This window comes from Hymenobacter negativus, assembly GCF_017571495.1.
GTDB lineage: Bacteria > Bacteroidota > Bacteroidia > Cytophagales > Hymenobacteraceae > Hymenobacter > Hymenobacter negativus.
This window is the reverse complement of sequence record NZ_JAGETZ010000005.1, coordinates 15,742-29,518: the sequence shown is the minus strand read 5'-3', so window position 1 is coordinate 29,518 and position 13,777 is coordinate 15,742. Positions and strand designations below refer to the sequence as shown.

13 protein-coding genes are annotated in these 13,777 nt (G+C 61.3%); 4 read left to right on the top strand and 9 right to left on the bottom strand.

All coding sequences use genetic code 11. The annotated features are described in order from the left end of the window. Positions 1-12 precede the first annotated feature (12 nt). On the bottom strand, positions 13-741 hold the full coding sequence (locus J4E00_RS12520; RefSeq protein ID WP_208175509.1) for a hypothetical protein: 729 nt from the start codon (positions 739-741) through the stop codon (positions 13-15). A gap of 26 nt (positions 742-767) precedes the next feature. After that, complete coding sequence (locus J4E00_RS12515; RefSeq protein ID WP_208175508.1) at positions 768-1,022, bottom strand: hypothetical protein; 255 nt, start codon at positions 1,020-1,022, stop codon at positions 768-770. 84 nt (positions 1,023-1,106) lie between these two features. Between J4E00_RS12515 and J4E00_RS12510 the strand changes: the two genes are divergently transcribed. Continuing rightward, positions 1,107-1,346, top strand: a complete 240-nt coding sequence (locus J4E00_RS12510) for a hypothetical protein (RefSeq protein WP_317196619.1) — start codon at positions 1,107-1,109, stop codon at positions 1,344-1,346. Between the two features lie 158 nt (positions 1,347-1,504). Here the strand turns inward: J4E00_RS12510 and J4E00_RS12505 are convergent, their stop codons facing one another. After that, on the bottom strand, positions 1,505-2,284 hold the full coding sequence (locus J4E00_RS12505; RefSeq protein WP_208175507.1) for a class I SAM-dependent methyltransferase: 780 nt from the start codon (positions 2,282-2,284) through the stop codon (positions 1,505-1,507). Between the two features lie 108 nt (positions 2,285-2,392). Between J4E00_RS12505 and J4E00_RS12500 the strand changes: the two genes are divergently transcribed. The 3 genes from J4E00_RS12500 (at position 2,393) to J4E00_RS12490 (ending at position 7,264) form a co-directional block, all read left to right on the top strand. Next, positions 2,393-4,453, top strand: coding sequence for a prolyl oligopeptidase family serine peptidase (locus J4E00_RS12500; protein WP_208175506.1), 2,061 nt, complete (start codon positions 2,393-2,395; stop codon positions 4,451-4,453). Between the two features lie 145 nt (positions 4,454-4,598). Further along, a complete protein-coding gene (locus tag J4E00_RS12495; RefSeq protein WP_208175505.1) occupies positions 4,599-6,551 on the top strand; it encodes a 7TM diverse intracellular signaling domain-containing protein in 1,953 nt (650 codons plus the stop codon). A gap of 71 nt (positions 6,552-6,622) precedes the next feature. Next, positions 6,623-7,264, top strand: a complete 642-nt coding sequence (locus J4E00_RS12490) for a response regulator (RefSeq protein WP_208175504.1) — start codon at positions 6,623-6,625, stop codon at positions 7,262-7,264. 9 nt (positions 7,265-7,273) lie between these two features. Here the strand turns inward: J4E00_RS12490 and J4E00_RS29840 are convergent, their stop codons facing one another. The 6 genes from J4E00_RS29840 to J4E00_RS12460 form a co-directional block, all read right to left on the bottom strand. Then, positions 7,274-9,442, bottom strand: a complete 2,169-nt coding sequence (locus tag J4E00_RS29840; RefSeq protein WP_208175503.1) for an FUSC family membrane protein — start codon at positions 9,440-9,442, stop codon at positions 7,274-7,276. A gap of 63 nt (positions 9,443-9,505) precedes the next feature. After that, positions 9,506-9,793: a hypothetical protein gene (locus tag J4E00_RS12480; protein ID WP_208175502.1), complete on the bottom strand. Its 288-nt coding sequence runs from the start codon at positions 9,791-9,793 to the stop codon at positions 9,506-9,508. Between the two features lie 10 nt (positions 9,794-9,803). Further along, on the bottom strand, positions 9,804-10,193 hold the full coding sequence (locus J4E00_RS12475; RefSeq protein ID WP_208175501.1) for a hypothetical protein: 390 nt from the start codon (positions 10,191-10,193) through the stop codon (positions 9,804-9,806). 102 nt (positions 10,194-10,295) lie between these two features. Continuing rightward, positions 10,296-10,622, bottom strand: coding sequence for a hypothetical protein (locus J4E00_RS12470; RefSeq protein ID WP_208175500.1), 327 nt, complete (start codon positions 10,620-10,622; stop codon positions 10,296-10,298). 332 nt (positions 10,623-10,954) lie between these two features. Continuing rightward, a complete protein-coding gene (locus tag J4E00_RS12465; RefSeq protein ID WP_208175499.1) occupies positions 10,955-12,526 on the bottom strand; it encodes an FAD-dependent oxidoreductase in 1,572 nt (523 codons plus the stop codon). 145 nt (positions 12,527-12,671) lie between these two features. Next, positions 12,672-13,634 (bottom strand): bestrophin family protein, encoded by a 963-nt coding sequence (locus tag J4E00_RS12460; RefSeq protein ID WP_208175498.1) that lies wholly within the window; start codon positions 13,632-13,634, stop codon positions 12,672-12,674. Positions 13,635-13,777 lie beyond the last annotated feature (143 nt).

Below are 13,777 nucleotides of genomic sequence, written 5' to 3'. Positions count from 1 at the left end.
CCGGCGGTAAGGCTAGTTTTTACGGTCGAGGGCCGAGAGGCGGTCGCGGCGGCGCTGCAAGCGCAGGCGGCTTTCGTCCAGCAGCTTGCCGTTTTTGAGTTGCGAAGCCGAATCGGCACGCGACTGGACTAGGTTTTCGGCATTTTTCTTCTTCAGCTCCTCAATGCGGGCCAGGTTGGCTTCGGTGTTGGTTTTGAGGAAAACCTGCTCTTTTTCGAGACGTTCTTTCTCCTTTTCAGTGGCCTTCAGCTTCTTTTCAGCCTCGGCAATCATCTCCCGGTAAGCTTTGAGACGGGCGGCACTGGCAAAGTTCTGGGTCATGGCCCGTACGGCGTCGTATTCGGCTTTGGTGCTGCTGGGGTCGAAGAAGGTGTTGTCATCGAAGCCCCCGAAAACAGCTACTTCGGCCGTCGAATCGGTGGGCGCGATGACAGTGGCATACAGGTCCACGAGCTTGCCCGATACGGTACTGGCGGGGGTTTGGCGTGCCAGTAACACGTCGCTTTTGCCCATGCCCAGCACACCACCGGTTTTAAACTTTACATTGTAGCTGGTTTTCATCCACTCCTGGAAGAAATCGCGCACATCGGTCGCCTTGCCATCGACCTGCACTTTGAGGGCGGCACGGGGCTTTTTGTTATAGTTTATCTCGCTGGGGCGCACATCGTAGAGTTGGGCCGAAACGGGCGCGGCAGTAAGTAAAGCGGCCAGGGCCAGCAGCAGAACGTAGATTTTAGACATTCTAGGAATAGGGAAAGAGCCGGCGGCTAGCGCAGCTCGTGACGGTCGAAAGCGGCTTGTAAATCATCCCGCATGGCTTGGAACCGAGCAATGGCGGCGGCGAGAAATTCATCGTCGAGCAGCTCGCGGGCCTCAGTATCGGTGCCGGTGAGCAGGTCGAGCTCGGCTACTTTATAGGTTTGCTCCAGATTGCCTTGCTCCAGCTTGAGTAAAAACTTGCCGTTCCAGGCCAGGAGCGTGATTTTGACGGTGGGGTGCGGAATATCGGCGACGTGGCGCATGAAGAGGGAATGAATGGCCAGAACCGGGGCGAAGATACTAAGCTCCTCCTAACTCCTCCCCCACTCCACGCGTAAAATAAACCTGTGGCCCAGCACCACGGGCCGTTTCCTTTCCACTTTTATTTCATTACTGCCATGGCACAGGGAGATAAATCTAAGTACACTGATAAACAGAAGCGTCAGGCCGAGCACATCGAAGAAGGCTACGAGAAAAGAGGCGTACCGGAGAAGGAAGCGGAGGCCCGCGCCTGGGCCACAGTCAACAAAAATGACGGCGGCGGGAAACAACCCGGCGGCTCGGGCCGTAAGAAGGACAGTAAATAAATCTTGATTGCGCTTATGCGCTAGCAGGTGGCTGTCGTTCCCCCACAAAAAGCCCCACCAACTTACGTTGGCGGGGCTTTTTGTTTCGTAGCAGTTCCGTCTATCACACAGGGTACAGCAGAGCCTGACGGCTCGAATTCTGTTCCAGACCTTCGTCTCTACGGCTTTTGGGCCACCATTTTCACGAGGCGCAGCTGCTCTTTGGTGAAATCGGCGGTGCCGACGGGTTCTTCGTAGCGGAGGATTTTTAGGCCGGCGGCGGTGTAGAGCTTGGGTAACTCATCGGTTTTGAAGAAGACGCGGTAGTCGCCGCCTACCACTTGCAGCCGATTGGTGGCGTCCATGTGGAAAGCTTCGAGTACCACGATGCCGCCGGGCTTCAGGGCGCGCATCACACGGTCGGCGTAGTCGCGGCCGCCAGCGTAGCTCAGCACAATGAGGTCCCATTTGTTGGTACCCCAGTCGTATTTGGCCATATCGGCCACTTCGGTGGTGAGCTTCACATTCAACGCTTTTGCCCGGTTTTGGGCATAGGCCAGAGCTTTTTCGGCAATGTCGACGCCCGTCACCTGCCAGCCTTGCTGGGCCAGGTAAATGGCGTTGCGGCCCTCGCCCATGTCGGCGTCGAGGGCGGTGCCGGGCTTGCGGCCCTTCACGGTTTCGACCAGCAGGGCGTTGGGTTTTTCGTTGAGCATCCGGGCGCGGGCCACGGAGTCGGTGAGGAGGTAGTTCCAGCGCTGGCGGGTGCGCTCGGCCATCTGGCTCTTGTATTCGGCCTGCTGGACGGGCGTGGGGTTGGCGGGCAGTACCGGCTCGGGGCCCAGGCCGGGGATGGGCGGCAGGTTGCGCTTGCCGGTAGGCGTGGGCTGCTGAGCCTGAGCGGCCAGGGCAAATAAGCACAGGCACAAGGACAAGGCATGTTGAAAAAGCTGATTCATAGTAGCAGGGAAAGGTGAATACCACATATAAATATCAATATTTGTTTTCAACTACAAACACGCGCATCGGTCCAACGCCCACAGAAGCCGTAATTTTCGGGCATGAACATGAATAAGCTCTTACCCGTGGCGCTGGCGTTGCTGCCACTGGCGGCGGCCGGCCAAACGACCACCAACGTTCTCACCCCCGAAAAGCTTTGGCAGCTGGGCCGCCTGGGCGAGATGCAGGTTTCGCCCGATGGCAAAACCGTGGCCTACACCGTCACCAAGTATAATCTGGCCGACAATAAGGGCAATACTGACATCTGGACGGTGCCCGTAGCCGGTGGCACGGCTAAGCGCCTGACCGATACACCCGGTTCGGAAAACACCCTGAACTGGCGGCCTGATGGCAAGCTCACGTTCATTTCGGGCGAAAGCGGCACCGACCAGCTGTACGTGATGAACGCCGACGGCTCGGGCAAAACCAAGCTCAGCGACTTCCCCGACCAGGGACTGAGCAACCTGAAATACGCGCCCAAGGCCAATTTTATCCTGTACACGCAGGACGTAAAATCGAGCCCGAGTACGCTGGATATGTTCCCGGACCTGCCCAAGGCCGACGCCAAAATCATCGACGACCTGAACTACCGCCACTGGAACGTGTGGGACGACCACTTGGCCAGCCACGTATTCTTTCAGCCGCTGAATGCCGATGGCAAGCCCGAGGGCTACGGCAAGGACGTGATGGCCGGCGAGCAATTCGACTCGCCGCTGATGCCTGACGGTGGCTCGGAGCAGCTGGCTTTTTCGCCCGACGGCTACCGTATTGCCTACACCAGCCGCAAACTGACGGGCAAGGCCGAAGCCGAAAGCACCAACTCCGACATTTACCTCTACGACATCCACGACCAGAAAACGGTGGACCTGAGCGAGGGCCTGCCCGGCTACGACACCGAGCCCGCTTTCAGCCCCGACGGCCAGCACGTGGCTTGGCTGAGCATGGCTACGGCCGGCTTCGAGAGCGACCGCAACGGCATCATGGTGTACGATTTCGCCAGTAAGAAGCGCGAGGACATTACCAAAGGCTCGGAGCTGAGCGCGGGCAACGTGCGCTGGAGCGCCGATGGCAAAGCCATCTACTTCATGGCCGTGGTAGCCGGCACCGAGCAGCTGTTTTCGGTGCCCAGCAAGGGCGGCAAAATCCGGCAGCTTACAACCGGGGCCCAGAACTACAACGCGTTTGAGCTGGTGGGCAAGGACCAGGCCGTAGCCAACCGGACCACGCTGTCGGCCTTCGCCGATATTGTACGGCTGGACCTGAAAACCGGCAAGGAAACGCCCCTCACTACCATCAACCAGCAGGAGCTGGCTGGCATCAAAATGGGCAAGGTGGAGGACCGTCGCGTGACCACCACCGACGGCAAGCAGATGCAGGTGTACGTCATTTACCCGCCCGATTTTGACGCTAGCAAGAAGTATCCCACCCTGCTCTACTGCCAGGGCGGCCCGCAAAGCCCCATCACCCAAAGCCAGAGCTACCGCTGGAATTTCCAGCTGATGGCGGCCAACGGCTACATTGTGGTGGCGCCCAACCGGCGCGGCCTGCCCGGTTTCGGCCGCGAATGGAACGACGCTATTTCGGGTGACTGGGGCGGCCAACCAATTAAGGACTACCTCTCGGCCATCGACAAAATCTCCGAGGAGCCCTACGTGGACAAGGCGCGGCGCGGCTGCGTGGGCGCCAGCTATGGCGGCTACTCGGTGTACCTGCTGGCCGGCAAGCACGAGGGGCGCTTCAAGACCTTTATTGCCCACTGCGGCCTCTACGACATCACGAGCTGGTACCCCAGCACTGAGGAAATATTTTTCGCCAAGCACGACATGGCCGGCGCACCCTGGGATGCCAACCTGGCGAAGGCCTACACCGATTTCAACCCCCAGCAGTTTGCCAAAAACTGGGACACGCCCCTGCTCGTCATCCACGGCGGGCGCGATTTCCGGGTGCCCGAGGGCCAGGGCATAGAGGCTTTCGGCACGGCGCAGCTGCGCGGCATTCCCAGCCGCTTCCTGTATTTCCCCAACGAAGGCCACTGGATTCTGAAGCCGCAAAACGCCATTCTGTGGCAGCGCGTGTTTTTCGACTGGCTGGGCCGCACCCTCAAGCCCGATGGCACGGCGGCAAAATAAACGCCCGAATTAAGGTCGGTTTGTATCCGGGTTGCTTCTTCCAGTCATAACGGAATGGAGCAACCCGGATTTCTTTTTTCCGGTAAGGTGAATTTGCGGTGAATTAGTGGTTCTTTGCCAATCAGTCTTATTCTGGTAACTGCCTATGCGGTTTCTTCTACTTCTGGTGCTGCTGGGATGGTGGGTTGGGGCTAATGCGCAAACCAGTGGTATCACTGGGACGGGTGAGAAGCCGCAAATCATGCGCGACACGCTGCCGCTGAAAGACCCCAAGGGCCCCCACATTTCGGAAGCGTACCGCTACTACACCGAACCGTTTAGCGTGGCCACCGACCCGGAGCAGGTGGAAGCGCAATGGCGGGCCGGCAAGCTGCAACCCGGCCCCTGGCACAAAACCCTGAACCTGGGCCTGCGCCACGAGCGGGTCTGGATGCGCTTGGTGGTGCGCAATGCCGATTCCTTGCGCCTGCGCTTCTTCTGGAGCGTGTTCAATTTCACCGACAGTGCCGCGCTGTATTGCCGACGGGCCGGCGAAACAAAATTTACCCGCATTGGTGCGGCCAGCTCCTGGGTGCCGGCAGCCGGGCGGCCCTACCCGGCTCGCTCGCTCAGCCTGCCATTTGCCCTGGCCGCCGGCGAAACGGCGGTGCTCTACCTGCGCCTCGAAGCGCATTCGGGCGGGATTTACCTGCCCACTTACATCGAAACGACCGAGCACTTTCTGGCCTGGGAAATGGGCTTCCCGTTTGAGCGGCACTGGGTGTGGCTGCTGGGCTTTTACCTGAGTAGCGCGCTGTTTAACCTGGTACTGTTTGCGTTTTTGCGCGACCGTATTCACTTGTGGTACCTGGCCTACGTGGCCTGCATCACGGTGTTTTTGATGATGGAGGATGGGCTGGATGCCTGGCTGCTACCCACGGGCCTCTACCAGTTGCTCTGGACGGTTGGGCAGTTCAATTTCGTACTGCTGGCCGCGGCCGTGGGCATCCGCATCATGCAGCTGTTTTTGCGGCTGCAAAGCGGACGGCGCGGGCAGTACCAAACCGGCAACTGGCTCATTGGGTCCGTAGTGGCGTTTGTGGCGCTTTATGCGGGGCTGTTTCCGTGGGCGGTCCGCCACAGCCTGCCACTGGTGCAGGGCCTGAATACGGGCCGCGAGTTACTACTGGCCGCCGTGTTTGGCTACGGATGGTGGGTGCTGCTGGTGGGCTTACTCACGCGGCGCCGCCGGCGCCTGACGGCCTACTACGTGCTCACGTACTTTTTCTTTTTTGTGGGCTACGTGGTGTTCTGGTTCAACCATTTAGGCTTGAGCAGCTTCAATCCCGTTTACCCGAATACCCTGGCCTGGGGCCTATTTTTGGAGCTGCTGGTGCTGAGCGCGCTGCTCACCGGCCGCTTCCGCCAGACGCTGCGCCAGAATGCCCAGCTGCGCATCCGGCAGCTCAACCTGCGCAATGCCCAGGGCGCGCGCCTCATTGCGGCGCAGGAGGAAGAGCGCGAACAGCTGGCGCGCGAGCTGCACGACGCCCTCGGCCCCAACCTGATGGCACTGCACCTGGCTTGGCAAGGCCCGGCCGTGCGCGATGCCCTGGCTGCCTCGCCCGCAGCCGCCGCAGCTGGCCAGCAGGCCGAACTGCTGCTGCGCCATCTCCGCGACGAAGTGCGCACCTTCAGCCACGTGCTGCTGCCGGCTGAGGCCAGCCTGGGTAGCCTCTGCGATTCAATACAGGCTTTGAGCAAGCTCATCAACTCCTACGGCAATCCGACGGTGAGTACGTATTGCGAGCCTAATCTCGACCAACTGCCCATGCCGCTGCAACACGCGGCCTACCGCATCGTGGCCGAACTGCTCAACAATGCCGTGCGCCATGCCCACGCCACCACCGTGCAGGTGCAGGTATTACATCACCCCAATAGCCTCGAAATTCTGGTGGAAGACAATGGCCAAGGCTTTGCGCCTGATGCGCCGGCTGCCGGCATTGGCCTGCGCGGCGTGCGGGCCCGCGCCGACTACCTGCGGGGCCAGGTGCACATCGACAGCGCGGCCCACGGCACCAGCATCGTGGTTCAGATTCCTACCCAGGATGCGGTTTAGTGATTCAGCCTAGCCGTCAGACTGACTAGCTTCAATACTACCTGATTCCCCCTATTATTCTTCATTACGCTGTGAACTCTCCTTCTCCGTGCCGGCTGCTCATCGTCGACGACCACCAGATGCTGACCCAAAGCCTGGCTGCACTGCTGGCCAGCGAGGCCGACCTGCGCGTGGTGGGACTGCTGGCTTCGGGAGCCGAGCTGCTGGCCTGGCTCCCACCCCACACTGCTGCCCCTGCCGCCGATGTGCTGCTGCTCGACCTGCACCTACCGCCGCCCGATGGATTTACGCTACTGCCCCAGCTGGCCCAGCAGTGGCCGCAGCTGCGCGTACTGGTGTTCAGCACGCTGGCCACGCCCGAGGTTATTGCGAAAGTGCAGGCGGCTGGCGCACGCGGCTTCGTACCCAAATCAGCCGATGCAGGGCAGCTATTGGCGGCTATTCGCTCAGTGGCGGCGGGGCACCTGGCGTTTCCGGCATCGGCGGCCGTGTCTGGCCCCGAAGCGGGGAGCCTAACGCGCCTGCACCGCCTGTCGGCTCGGGAGCGGGAAATTATCCGGCTGATTTGCGAGGGACACACTACCCGTGAAATAGCCCAGCTGCTATCACTATCGGATTTCACGGTGAGTACGCACCGGCGCAACATCCTGCACAAGCTGGAACTCCACAACGTGGCGGCCCTCACGCAGTTTGCCCGCGACTACGGGCTGTAGCTTGGACTACTAAGTCCGCGCTACTGATTCGCCGGCTAGTACTTCCGTTACCTTGCCGATGTCGGTGCTGACTTTTTGCAAGAAGTTAAGCTGGTCGAGCAGGGATTTATCGTCGGCGCTGGCGGGTTCGATGGGGGTAGTGGAATTGAATTCGGCGGTGGGCTGGTCGGCCGTGGGATTAATGCGGGTGAGGCTTTTGCTGAGGGCGGCGGCGGCGCTGGTGAGGGCGCGGCGGCCTTCGGGAGGGAAGGGCGGCACGGCGGGCGCGGCCTCCCGCAGGGTGCCAGTAAGGGCCGCGATGTTGGAGGACAGAATGTGGTTCAGCACCACAAATTCGTGGGTTTCGGTGGGGCGGTGCTGCTTGCTCTTGGGCTCGGTGAGCATGCGCTGGAAGGCCGCCGCGAGGTTGGCCCCGCTCACGTACACGTCTTTGCGGAGCAAGCGGTACTTGTCGGGCGGTAGGGGGCGGCCGGCGAGGCGGTCGGCCAGTTGGCGCAGGTAGGCCAGGTTGGCGCGCAGGGCGGCGGCCATGTAGTCGGTCAGCTGCTCCGATTCCCAGTTCGGAAACAGAAAATAGCCGGCCGAGAAGGCAATGGCGCAACCAATAAGCGTATCGACAATGCGCTCCTGCGCCACGCCCAAATAGCTCAGCCCCAGGAATCGGAACATGATGAGCAGGTAGGCTGTGAGAAACACCACCGTGACCAGGTACACCGTGCGCTGGAAGCTGTAGGCCACCACCATAAACACCACCAGAATGGCAAACCGCGCCTCGGGCCACGGCACTGCCCACAGAATGAGCCCACCCAGCGCCCCGCCCGCCAGCGTGCCAATGATGCGCTCGGTGTTGCGCTGCCGCGTGAGGCTGAACCCGGGCTTGAGCATAATGGTCACGGTCATCAGAATCCAGTAGTTGTGCTGGCCCTGCCACAGTGTTTCGGCCAGAATGTAGGCCGTGAGGCAGGCCACCGTCATGCGCACGGAGTGGCGAAACACGGCCGATTTCATGGTCAGGTTCTGGCCCAGGGCGCGCAACTCGATTTCCTGGCGGGCCACAAACTGGGTGTGTTCGGCGGCGCGGCTCACGGCGGGTGCGTCGGCGGCCCGGGCCTCGTCGAAGTAGCTGCGGATGTTGCCCACCCGTCGGATGATGTCGCGCAGGTTGACCAATATTTTCTTCAGCACCCGCGTATTGCCTTCGATGGCCGGGTCGGCCTCCAGAGCACTGATGCGGGCTTGCAGGCGGTCCCACTCGGCGGTGAGCACGGGGCCGGTGCCGGGGTGCGCGTTGTTGGTTTGGATGGCCACGCCGAGGTGGTCGAGCTCGGTCGCCACGTGCCGGATGAGTCGTGCCACCTCGTCCAGAACCCCGGTTTTGCCGAATGTTTCGCGCACCGCCGAGTAGTCGTAGTAGCCCACGGTGATGCGCTCGTACAGGTCCACCGTCTCCACGAAGGTGAGCACGAGTCGGCGGCCGGTGCTGGTGGTTTCGTTCACTATCTGGCGGGTGCGAAAGATGAGGTCGCGCACGGCTTCCTGCTTCTCGTTCACCACCACCTGCTGGGCCACCAGCTGCCGGTAGTCCTCCTCAAGGGCCGTGGCGGTGTTGTAGAACTTGGCTTTCAGGGACAAAAACTGCGCCAGGGCGTGAATGCACTCGCCCAGCGCCTGCTGGGCCGGGCGGTAGGGCCGCACCTGGTAGGCCACCATGGCCAGGCCCGCGTACCAAAGCCCACCCAGCAGCAACAGGCCGGCGTGCAAGGGCGCATCGGCCAGCTTGGGCGGGTGGGCCAGCAGCAGCACCACGTTCAGCAGGGCCGCCGTGCCCACGGCGCCGGCCCGGGCGCCCCAGACAAGCAGCATGGTCATGAGAAAGCTGAGGATGCCCACTTGCAGGCCCAGCAGCCAGGGGTTGACGGCGGCCAGGCTGGTGAGCAGCGCGGTGCTGCCCACCAAAGCCAGCGCCGCCAGCATGCCGTTGCGGCGGTGGGTGGCGGGGCCGGGTGTGTCGGTCACGCTCACGCACACGGCCCCGGTCGAGATGGTCAGGCCCAGGTCGAAGTGCCCCCACTGGCCCAGCAGCACCGCTGGCAGCAGGATGGATACCGTGATGCGCACTCCATCGGAGAAGTTTTGGCCGGAGAAAAAATAGCGAAGGCGGCGCGTCTGTTCGTTCATGCAGCGGAAGCGGGTAATGCGGCTCCTAACGCAAATAAACGCCAATTGGGTTGGCCTTTTCGGCTAAAGCTGCGTGAGGCCGGGCCGGTAGTCATCGTCGTAAGCCGTCGAGTCCTCGTCTTCATACACCGCGTTTTCCAGGTCGTTGACGCAGGTTTCGAGCTGGGCCACTTCCGCTTCTTTCTCGGCCAGCCGCTGGCGCAGGCTGGCCAGTTCGCGGGCCTGCTCCTGCTGCGCGGCTTCGAGGCGGGCCAGGCGCTGCGGGTCGGTTTGGCAAGCGGGCAGCGCGAGAGCCAGCGCTACCAGCAGAGCGCTCTCGCAAAGGATGAAAGCAGACCTCCGGGTTTTCATAAGGCCAAAACTACAGCAAGGGGGTGGCATCCGCCTCCATCGGCTTTATGACAAAATCAGTCACTTCGGCTGGGTCCCCATCGACGTACGCAAACACTTCCAAAAAGTCCAACCGTCCGTCCTTTGTAAATAGGCAACTGCCCGCGTTATGCGAGAGCTCGGTCGCCTCCACATCGCTTCCACCGTAGTACCCCTTCGGGGCAATAATTAAGGGACAGTTGGCAGGGGTGGTAAGCGTGGTAAAAAAGCCGCAGCCGCTATACTCGCGTAGTACCACCCGGCACTGACTGATTTGCACCGTCAGGCTTGGGTTTTGATAGAATTCGGCAATATTCCGCAGCAGCGCTGCTTCCATTGGTGTGGGCAAATTATCGGCTGGCCCCGGCACTGATTCGCGCATAGCTAATGAGTTAGGCTGGTTTCTCTCCCTTTACCACGGCCACCAGCCAATCGTCGCCCATGCGGCTGAGCTGGTAGCTGCGCCGCCGGCCGGTGTGCCTCATTACCACCAGCCCCGACTCGCGCAGCTCGCCCCACGTGCGGGTGATGGCGCCCCCGACAGCGCCAGCGCCTCCGTCACGGTCGGGGCCGTGCTTAGCTGCATGGACTCGCCCAGGAACTGGTAGCAGATGATGGCCAGCGAGCGCAGGCGGCGCGGGTCGCGCTGCCCCAGCTGCTGGTGCAAGGCCCGGCGCACGCGTTCCTGCACGCTGACCGCATCAAAGCGCAACGGTTCGGGCAGGGTGGGTTCGTCGCGGGTGAGGACGCGGTGCTCGAATGCTGCCAGCAGGTCGGCGGGGGAGGTTTCGGGCGTGGAAAAAGGACTCATGGCAGGTAGGCAGCGAGGACGGCCCGACACAAGGTAAGCAGTACGCTCAGTTACCAGCGCATCGCCAACAATACCAGACGTATTCTACCCAGCATCAAGCCGTCTAGACCCGATACCAGGCTTAGCTTGCCTGACATCCATCGTTGTCATATCACCATCAGGCTTATTCAAATAGATACCAAGCTCAGTCGCAAAAACGCCAATCGTTGTTACTGTGACGCCAAGCTTAGCTTCCTCAAATCAACGCTTCGGTTCAATGATTATAGGCGTATTCTGTCCGATTCCAAGCATTGGTCACTCGATACCAAGCTTAGGCGAATTTGTACCAGGCTTTACACAGCTGGCAAGTTGCTGTTGGCGGGCCCACTTAGCAGCTCGCCCAGCGCGGTGAAGCGCGAGCCGTGGCAGGGGCAGTCCCAGCTCTTTTCGAGGTTGTTCCAGTGCACCACGCAGCCCAGGTGCGGGCAAATGGCGGAGCATTCGTGCGTGGCACCCTTGTCGTCCTTATACACCGCTACTTTGGTGAGGCCGCGCCGCAGCACGGCGCCCGCGCCGGCCGGGATTTCGTCGGCCGATTTTACGTCGCCCCCGGTCAGCAGGTCGGTGTATTCGAGGGCCACGTTCACGTTTTCCTTGATGAATTCCTGAGCACTTTCCCGCTTGATGGTGATGCGGCCGGGGTCGTAGAGTTCGGCCCAAGGGTTGGGCCGGCCCTGGATGAGGTCGGTGATAATCATAGGCCCGAGCGTGCCGTGCGTCATGCCATGGCCCGAGTCGCCGGTGATGATGTAGACATTGTCCGAGTCGAGCGGGTTACGGCCGGCGTAGGCCAGGCCGTCCTGCGGCTCCATCACCTGGCCCGACCAGCGGTATTCCACGTCTTTCACCATGGCAAACCGCTCGCGCACCCATTCTTCTAGGCAGTCGAGGCGGGCCTCCGGGTGGTCTTCCTGGCCGGTTTTGTGGTCTTCGCCGCCCACGATGAGCAGGTCGTAATCGGTTTGGCCGCCGCGTGGGCCGGCCGCCACTTCCTGCACCCGGATGTAGTGGTAGGGGTCGGCCGTGTCCCAGTACAGGGCCTGTGCCACCGAGCCCTTAGGAACGCGGGCGCCCACCACGTAAGTGCGGTAGGGCGCCTGCTTGGTGTGCATCACCACCCGGTCGTTGAAGGGCGTATTGGTGGCAATGACCAAGCCTTTGGAGGCACGGGCTTCCACCCCATCGGCCGTCACCACGCGGGCCTCGGTGCCACCGTACACCTCACTCACGTGCGTGTTGGTGCAGATGCGCCCGCCCCGCTTCGTGATGGCCGCCGCCAGCCCGGCCAGGTATTTCAGGATGTGGAACTGCCCCTGTCCGGGCCAGTGCAGGCATTCGCCGGTTTCGAAGCCCACCAGTCCGGCGCTGGGCAGGTACGCCACCTCGGTGAGGCCGGCGCGATGGGCGGCGTCGCGCTCCTCCGTCAGCTCCTTGGTGGTGCCACCCTTGGGCAGAAACAGGTAGCCATTGAGGCGGGTAAAGTCGCAGTCGATTTTCTCTTCTGCCACGATGCTCTCAATCTGAGCAATGGCTGCCGTGTGGCTTTCGGCCGCCAAGCGGGCCCCCTCCTTGCCAAACAGGTTTTCGAGGGTGGTGTACCGGTCGTCGAGGGCATTGGAGAGGTGGGCGGTGGTGCGGCCGGTTTCGCCGCTGGCCAGCTCGCCGTCTTCCAGCAGCAGCACTTGCCGGCCTTCCTTACTCAGCAAATACGCGGTGGTGAGGCCGGCAATGCCGCCGCCGACAATCACAACGTCGGCGGTAGTGTTTTCACGCAGCGGCTCATAAGTGGGCAGGGCGGGCGCCGTACCAAACCAGGAAGTGTTGGTGAGGGCCGACGTACGGGCGGGGTTAGCAAGGTTGGACATCAGGCATTTCGGGGAAGGTGGAAAGATGCCATCCCTTACGCCTCCGGGCCGTTTGTCGTTAGGTCGAGCTTAGGTTGCCGTCATCCCAAAGCGGTTGTAGCGCGAACTTTCAGTTCGCGCTACAACCGCTCCAAGCAGCCCGGCCTTAGTACAGCACGTCATCAACCGCCACAACTTTGGCGGGCAGCTCGGTTTCCTGTAGCAGCTCGCGCAGGTCGATTTCGATGCTGCGGCAGATGGACGTCATTGGCACGTCGTAAATGTCGTTTTCGAAGGGGTTTTCGCTGGTGTGGCCTACCACTTCAATTACGTTGAACACCCATGACACGAGCACCGAAAATGGCACCATCAGCCAGACGTGATACTGACCTAGCGCCAGGCGGCTGTCGAACTCCTCCACCAAGCCCAGGGGCAGAATGGCCGCGAATATCCAGACGAACACGAAGCTAAAAAACGCAAACTGGCGCGGAAACGGCGTGTTTTTAATGCGCTCACAGCCGCCCTGTGCGTTCAGCAAGTCCTGGATGGTTTGCATGAGGGCCACTTGGCGGAACTCGGTGAGCAGGCCCCGCTGAAACAGCTCGCGCATTTCCACGCTTTGGCGGCGCAGCAGGTGGGTGGGCGGGTTGCTGAGGCCTTTGGCCGTAGCGGCCTCGGCCGAGGGCAGGAAGGGCGCTACCTCGGTATCCCAGAGCTCGGCGGTTTGGCGGCGCAGGTGCAGGCGCAAGGCATTGCACCAGGCCACCTGGCGGTAGAGGAGGCGGCGGTGCAGCTCGGTAATGTCGCGCTGGTCGGGAATCACCTCATCAGGCGTGGCCTGCACAAAATCGAACACCCGAATGGCCCAAACGCGGCTGGTGTTCACGATGCTGCCCCAGAGTTGCCGGCCCTCCCAGAACCGGTCGTAGGAGCCGTTGCTCTTGAAGCCGATGTAGAAGGCCACCGCCGTACCAAGCAGCGCCACGGGTTGCCACGGAATATCGAGCACGTGCACATTAAGCGGCCCGTAGAGGAAGCAGATGAGCGTGTTATAGATGAGAAAAACAAGCAGACTGCGGCGCGTCAGGCGCCATACCACACTCCAACGAAGATTATTGCGAACGTACATGGCGAATTAGAATGTGTATAATCAGCAGTAAGGGCCAGCTAAAGCTGTAAAATCATTAGCTGTTGTGCCTAAATCTGAGGCTGGCAGCAAAATTTATTACAAACCTAGGCCATCCCACCCGCGCAGCCACGAACAACACTACA

Excerpts from the sequence above, each read along its gene's own strand:
- J4E00_RS29840 (WP_208175503.1), bottom strand. The coding sequence starts at position 9,442 with ATGAACGAACAGACGCGCCGCCTTCGCTATTTTTTCTCCGGCCAAAAC.
- J4E00_RS12495 (WP_208175505.1), top strand. The coding sequence starts at position 4,599 with ATGCGGTTTCTTCTACTTCTGGTGCTGCTGGGATGGTGGGTTGGGGCT.
- J4E00_RS12520 (WP_208175509.1), bottom strand. The coding sequence starts at position 741 with ATGTCTAAAATCTACGTTCTGCTGCTGGCCCTGGCCGCTTTACTTACT.
- J4E00_RS12460 (WP_208175498.1), bottom strand. The coding sequence starts at position 13,634 with ATGTACGTTCGCAATAATCTTCGTTGGAGTGTGGTATGGCGCCTGACG.
- J4E00_RS12470 (WP_208175500.1), bottom strand. The coding sequence starts at position 10,622 with ATGAGTCCTTTTTCCACGCCCGAAACCTCCCCCGCCGACCTGCTGGCA.
- J4E00_RS12515 (WP_208175508.1), bottom strand. The coding sequence starts at position 1,022 with ATGCGCCACGTCGCCGATATTCCGCACCCCACCGTCAAAATCACGCTC.
- J4E00_RS12475 (WP_208175501.1), bottom strand. The coding sequence starts at position 10,193 with ATGCGCGAATCAGTGCCGGGGCCAGCCGATAATTTGCCCACACCAATG.
- J4E00_RS12465 (WP_208175499.1), bottom strand. The coding sequence starts at position 12,526 with ATGTCCAACCTTGCTAACCCCGCCCGTACGTCGGCCCTCACCAACACT.
- J4E00_RS12505 (WP_208175507.1), bottom strand. The coding sequence starts at position 2,284 with ATGAATCAGCTTTTTCAACATGCCTTGTCCTTGTGCCTGTGCTTATTT.
- J4E00_RS12500 (WP_208175506.1), top strand. The coding sequence starts at position 2,393 with ATGAATAAGCTCTTACCCGTGGCGCTGGCGTTGCTGCCACTGGCGGCG.
- J4E00_RS12480 (WP_208175502.1), bottom strand. The coding sequence starts at position 9,793 with ATGAAAACCCGGAGGTCTGCTTTCATCCTTTGCGAGAGCGCTCTGCTG.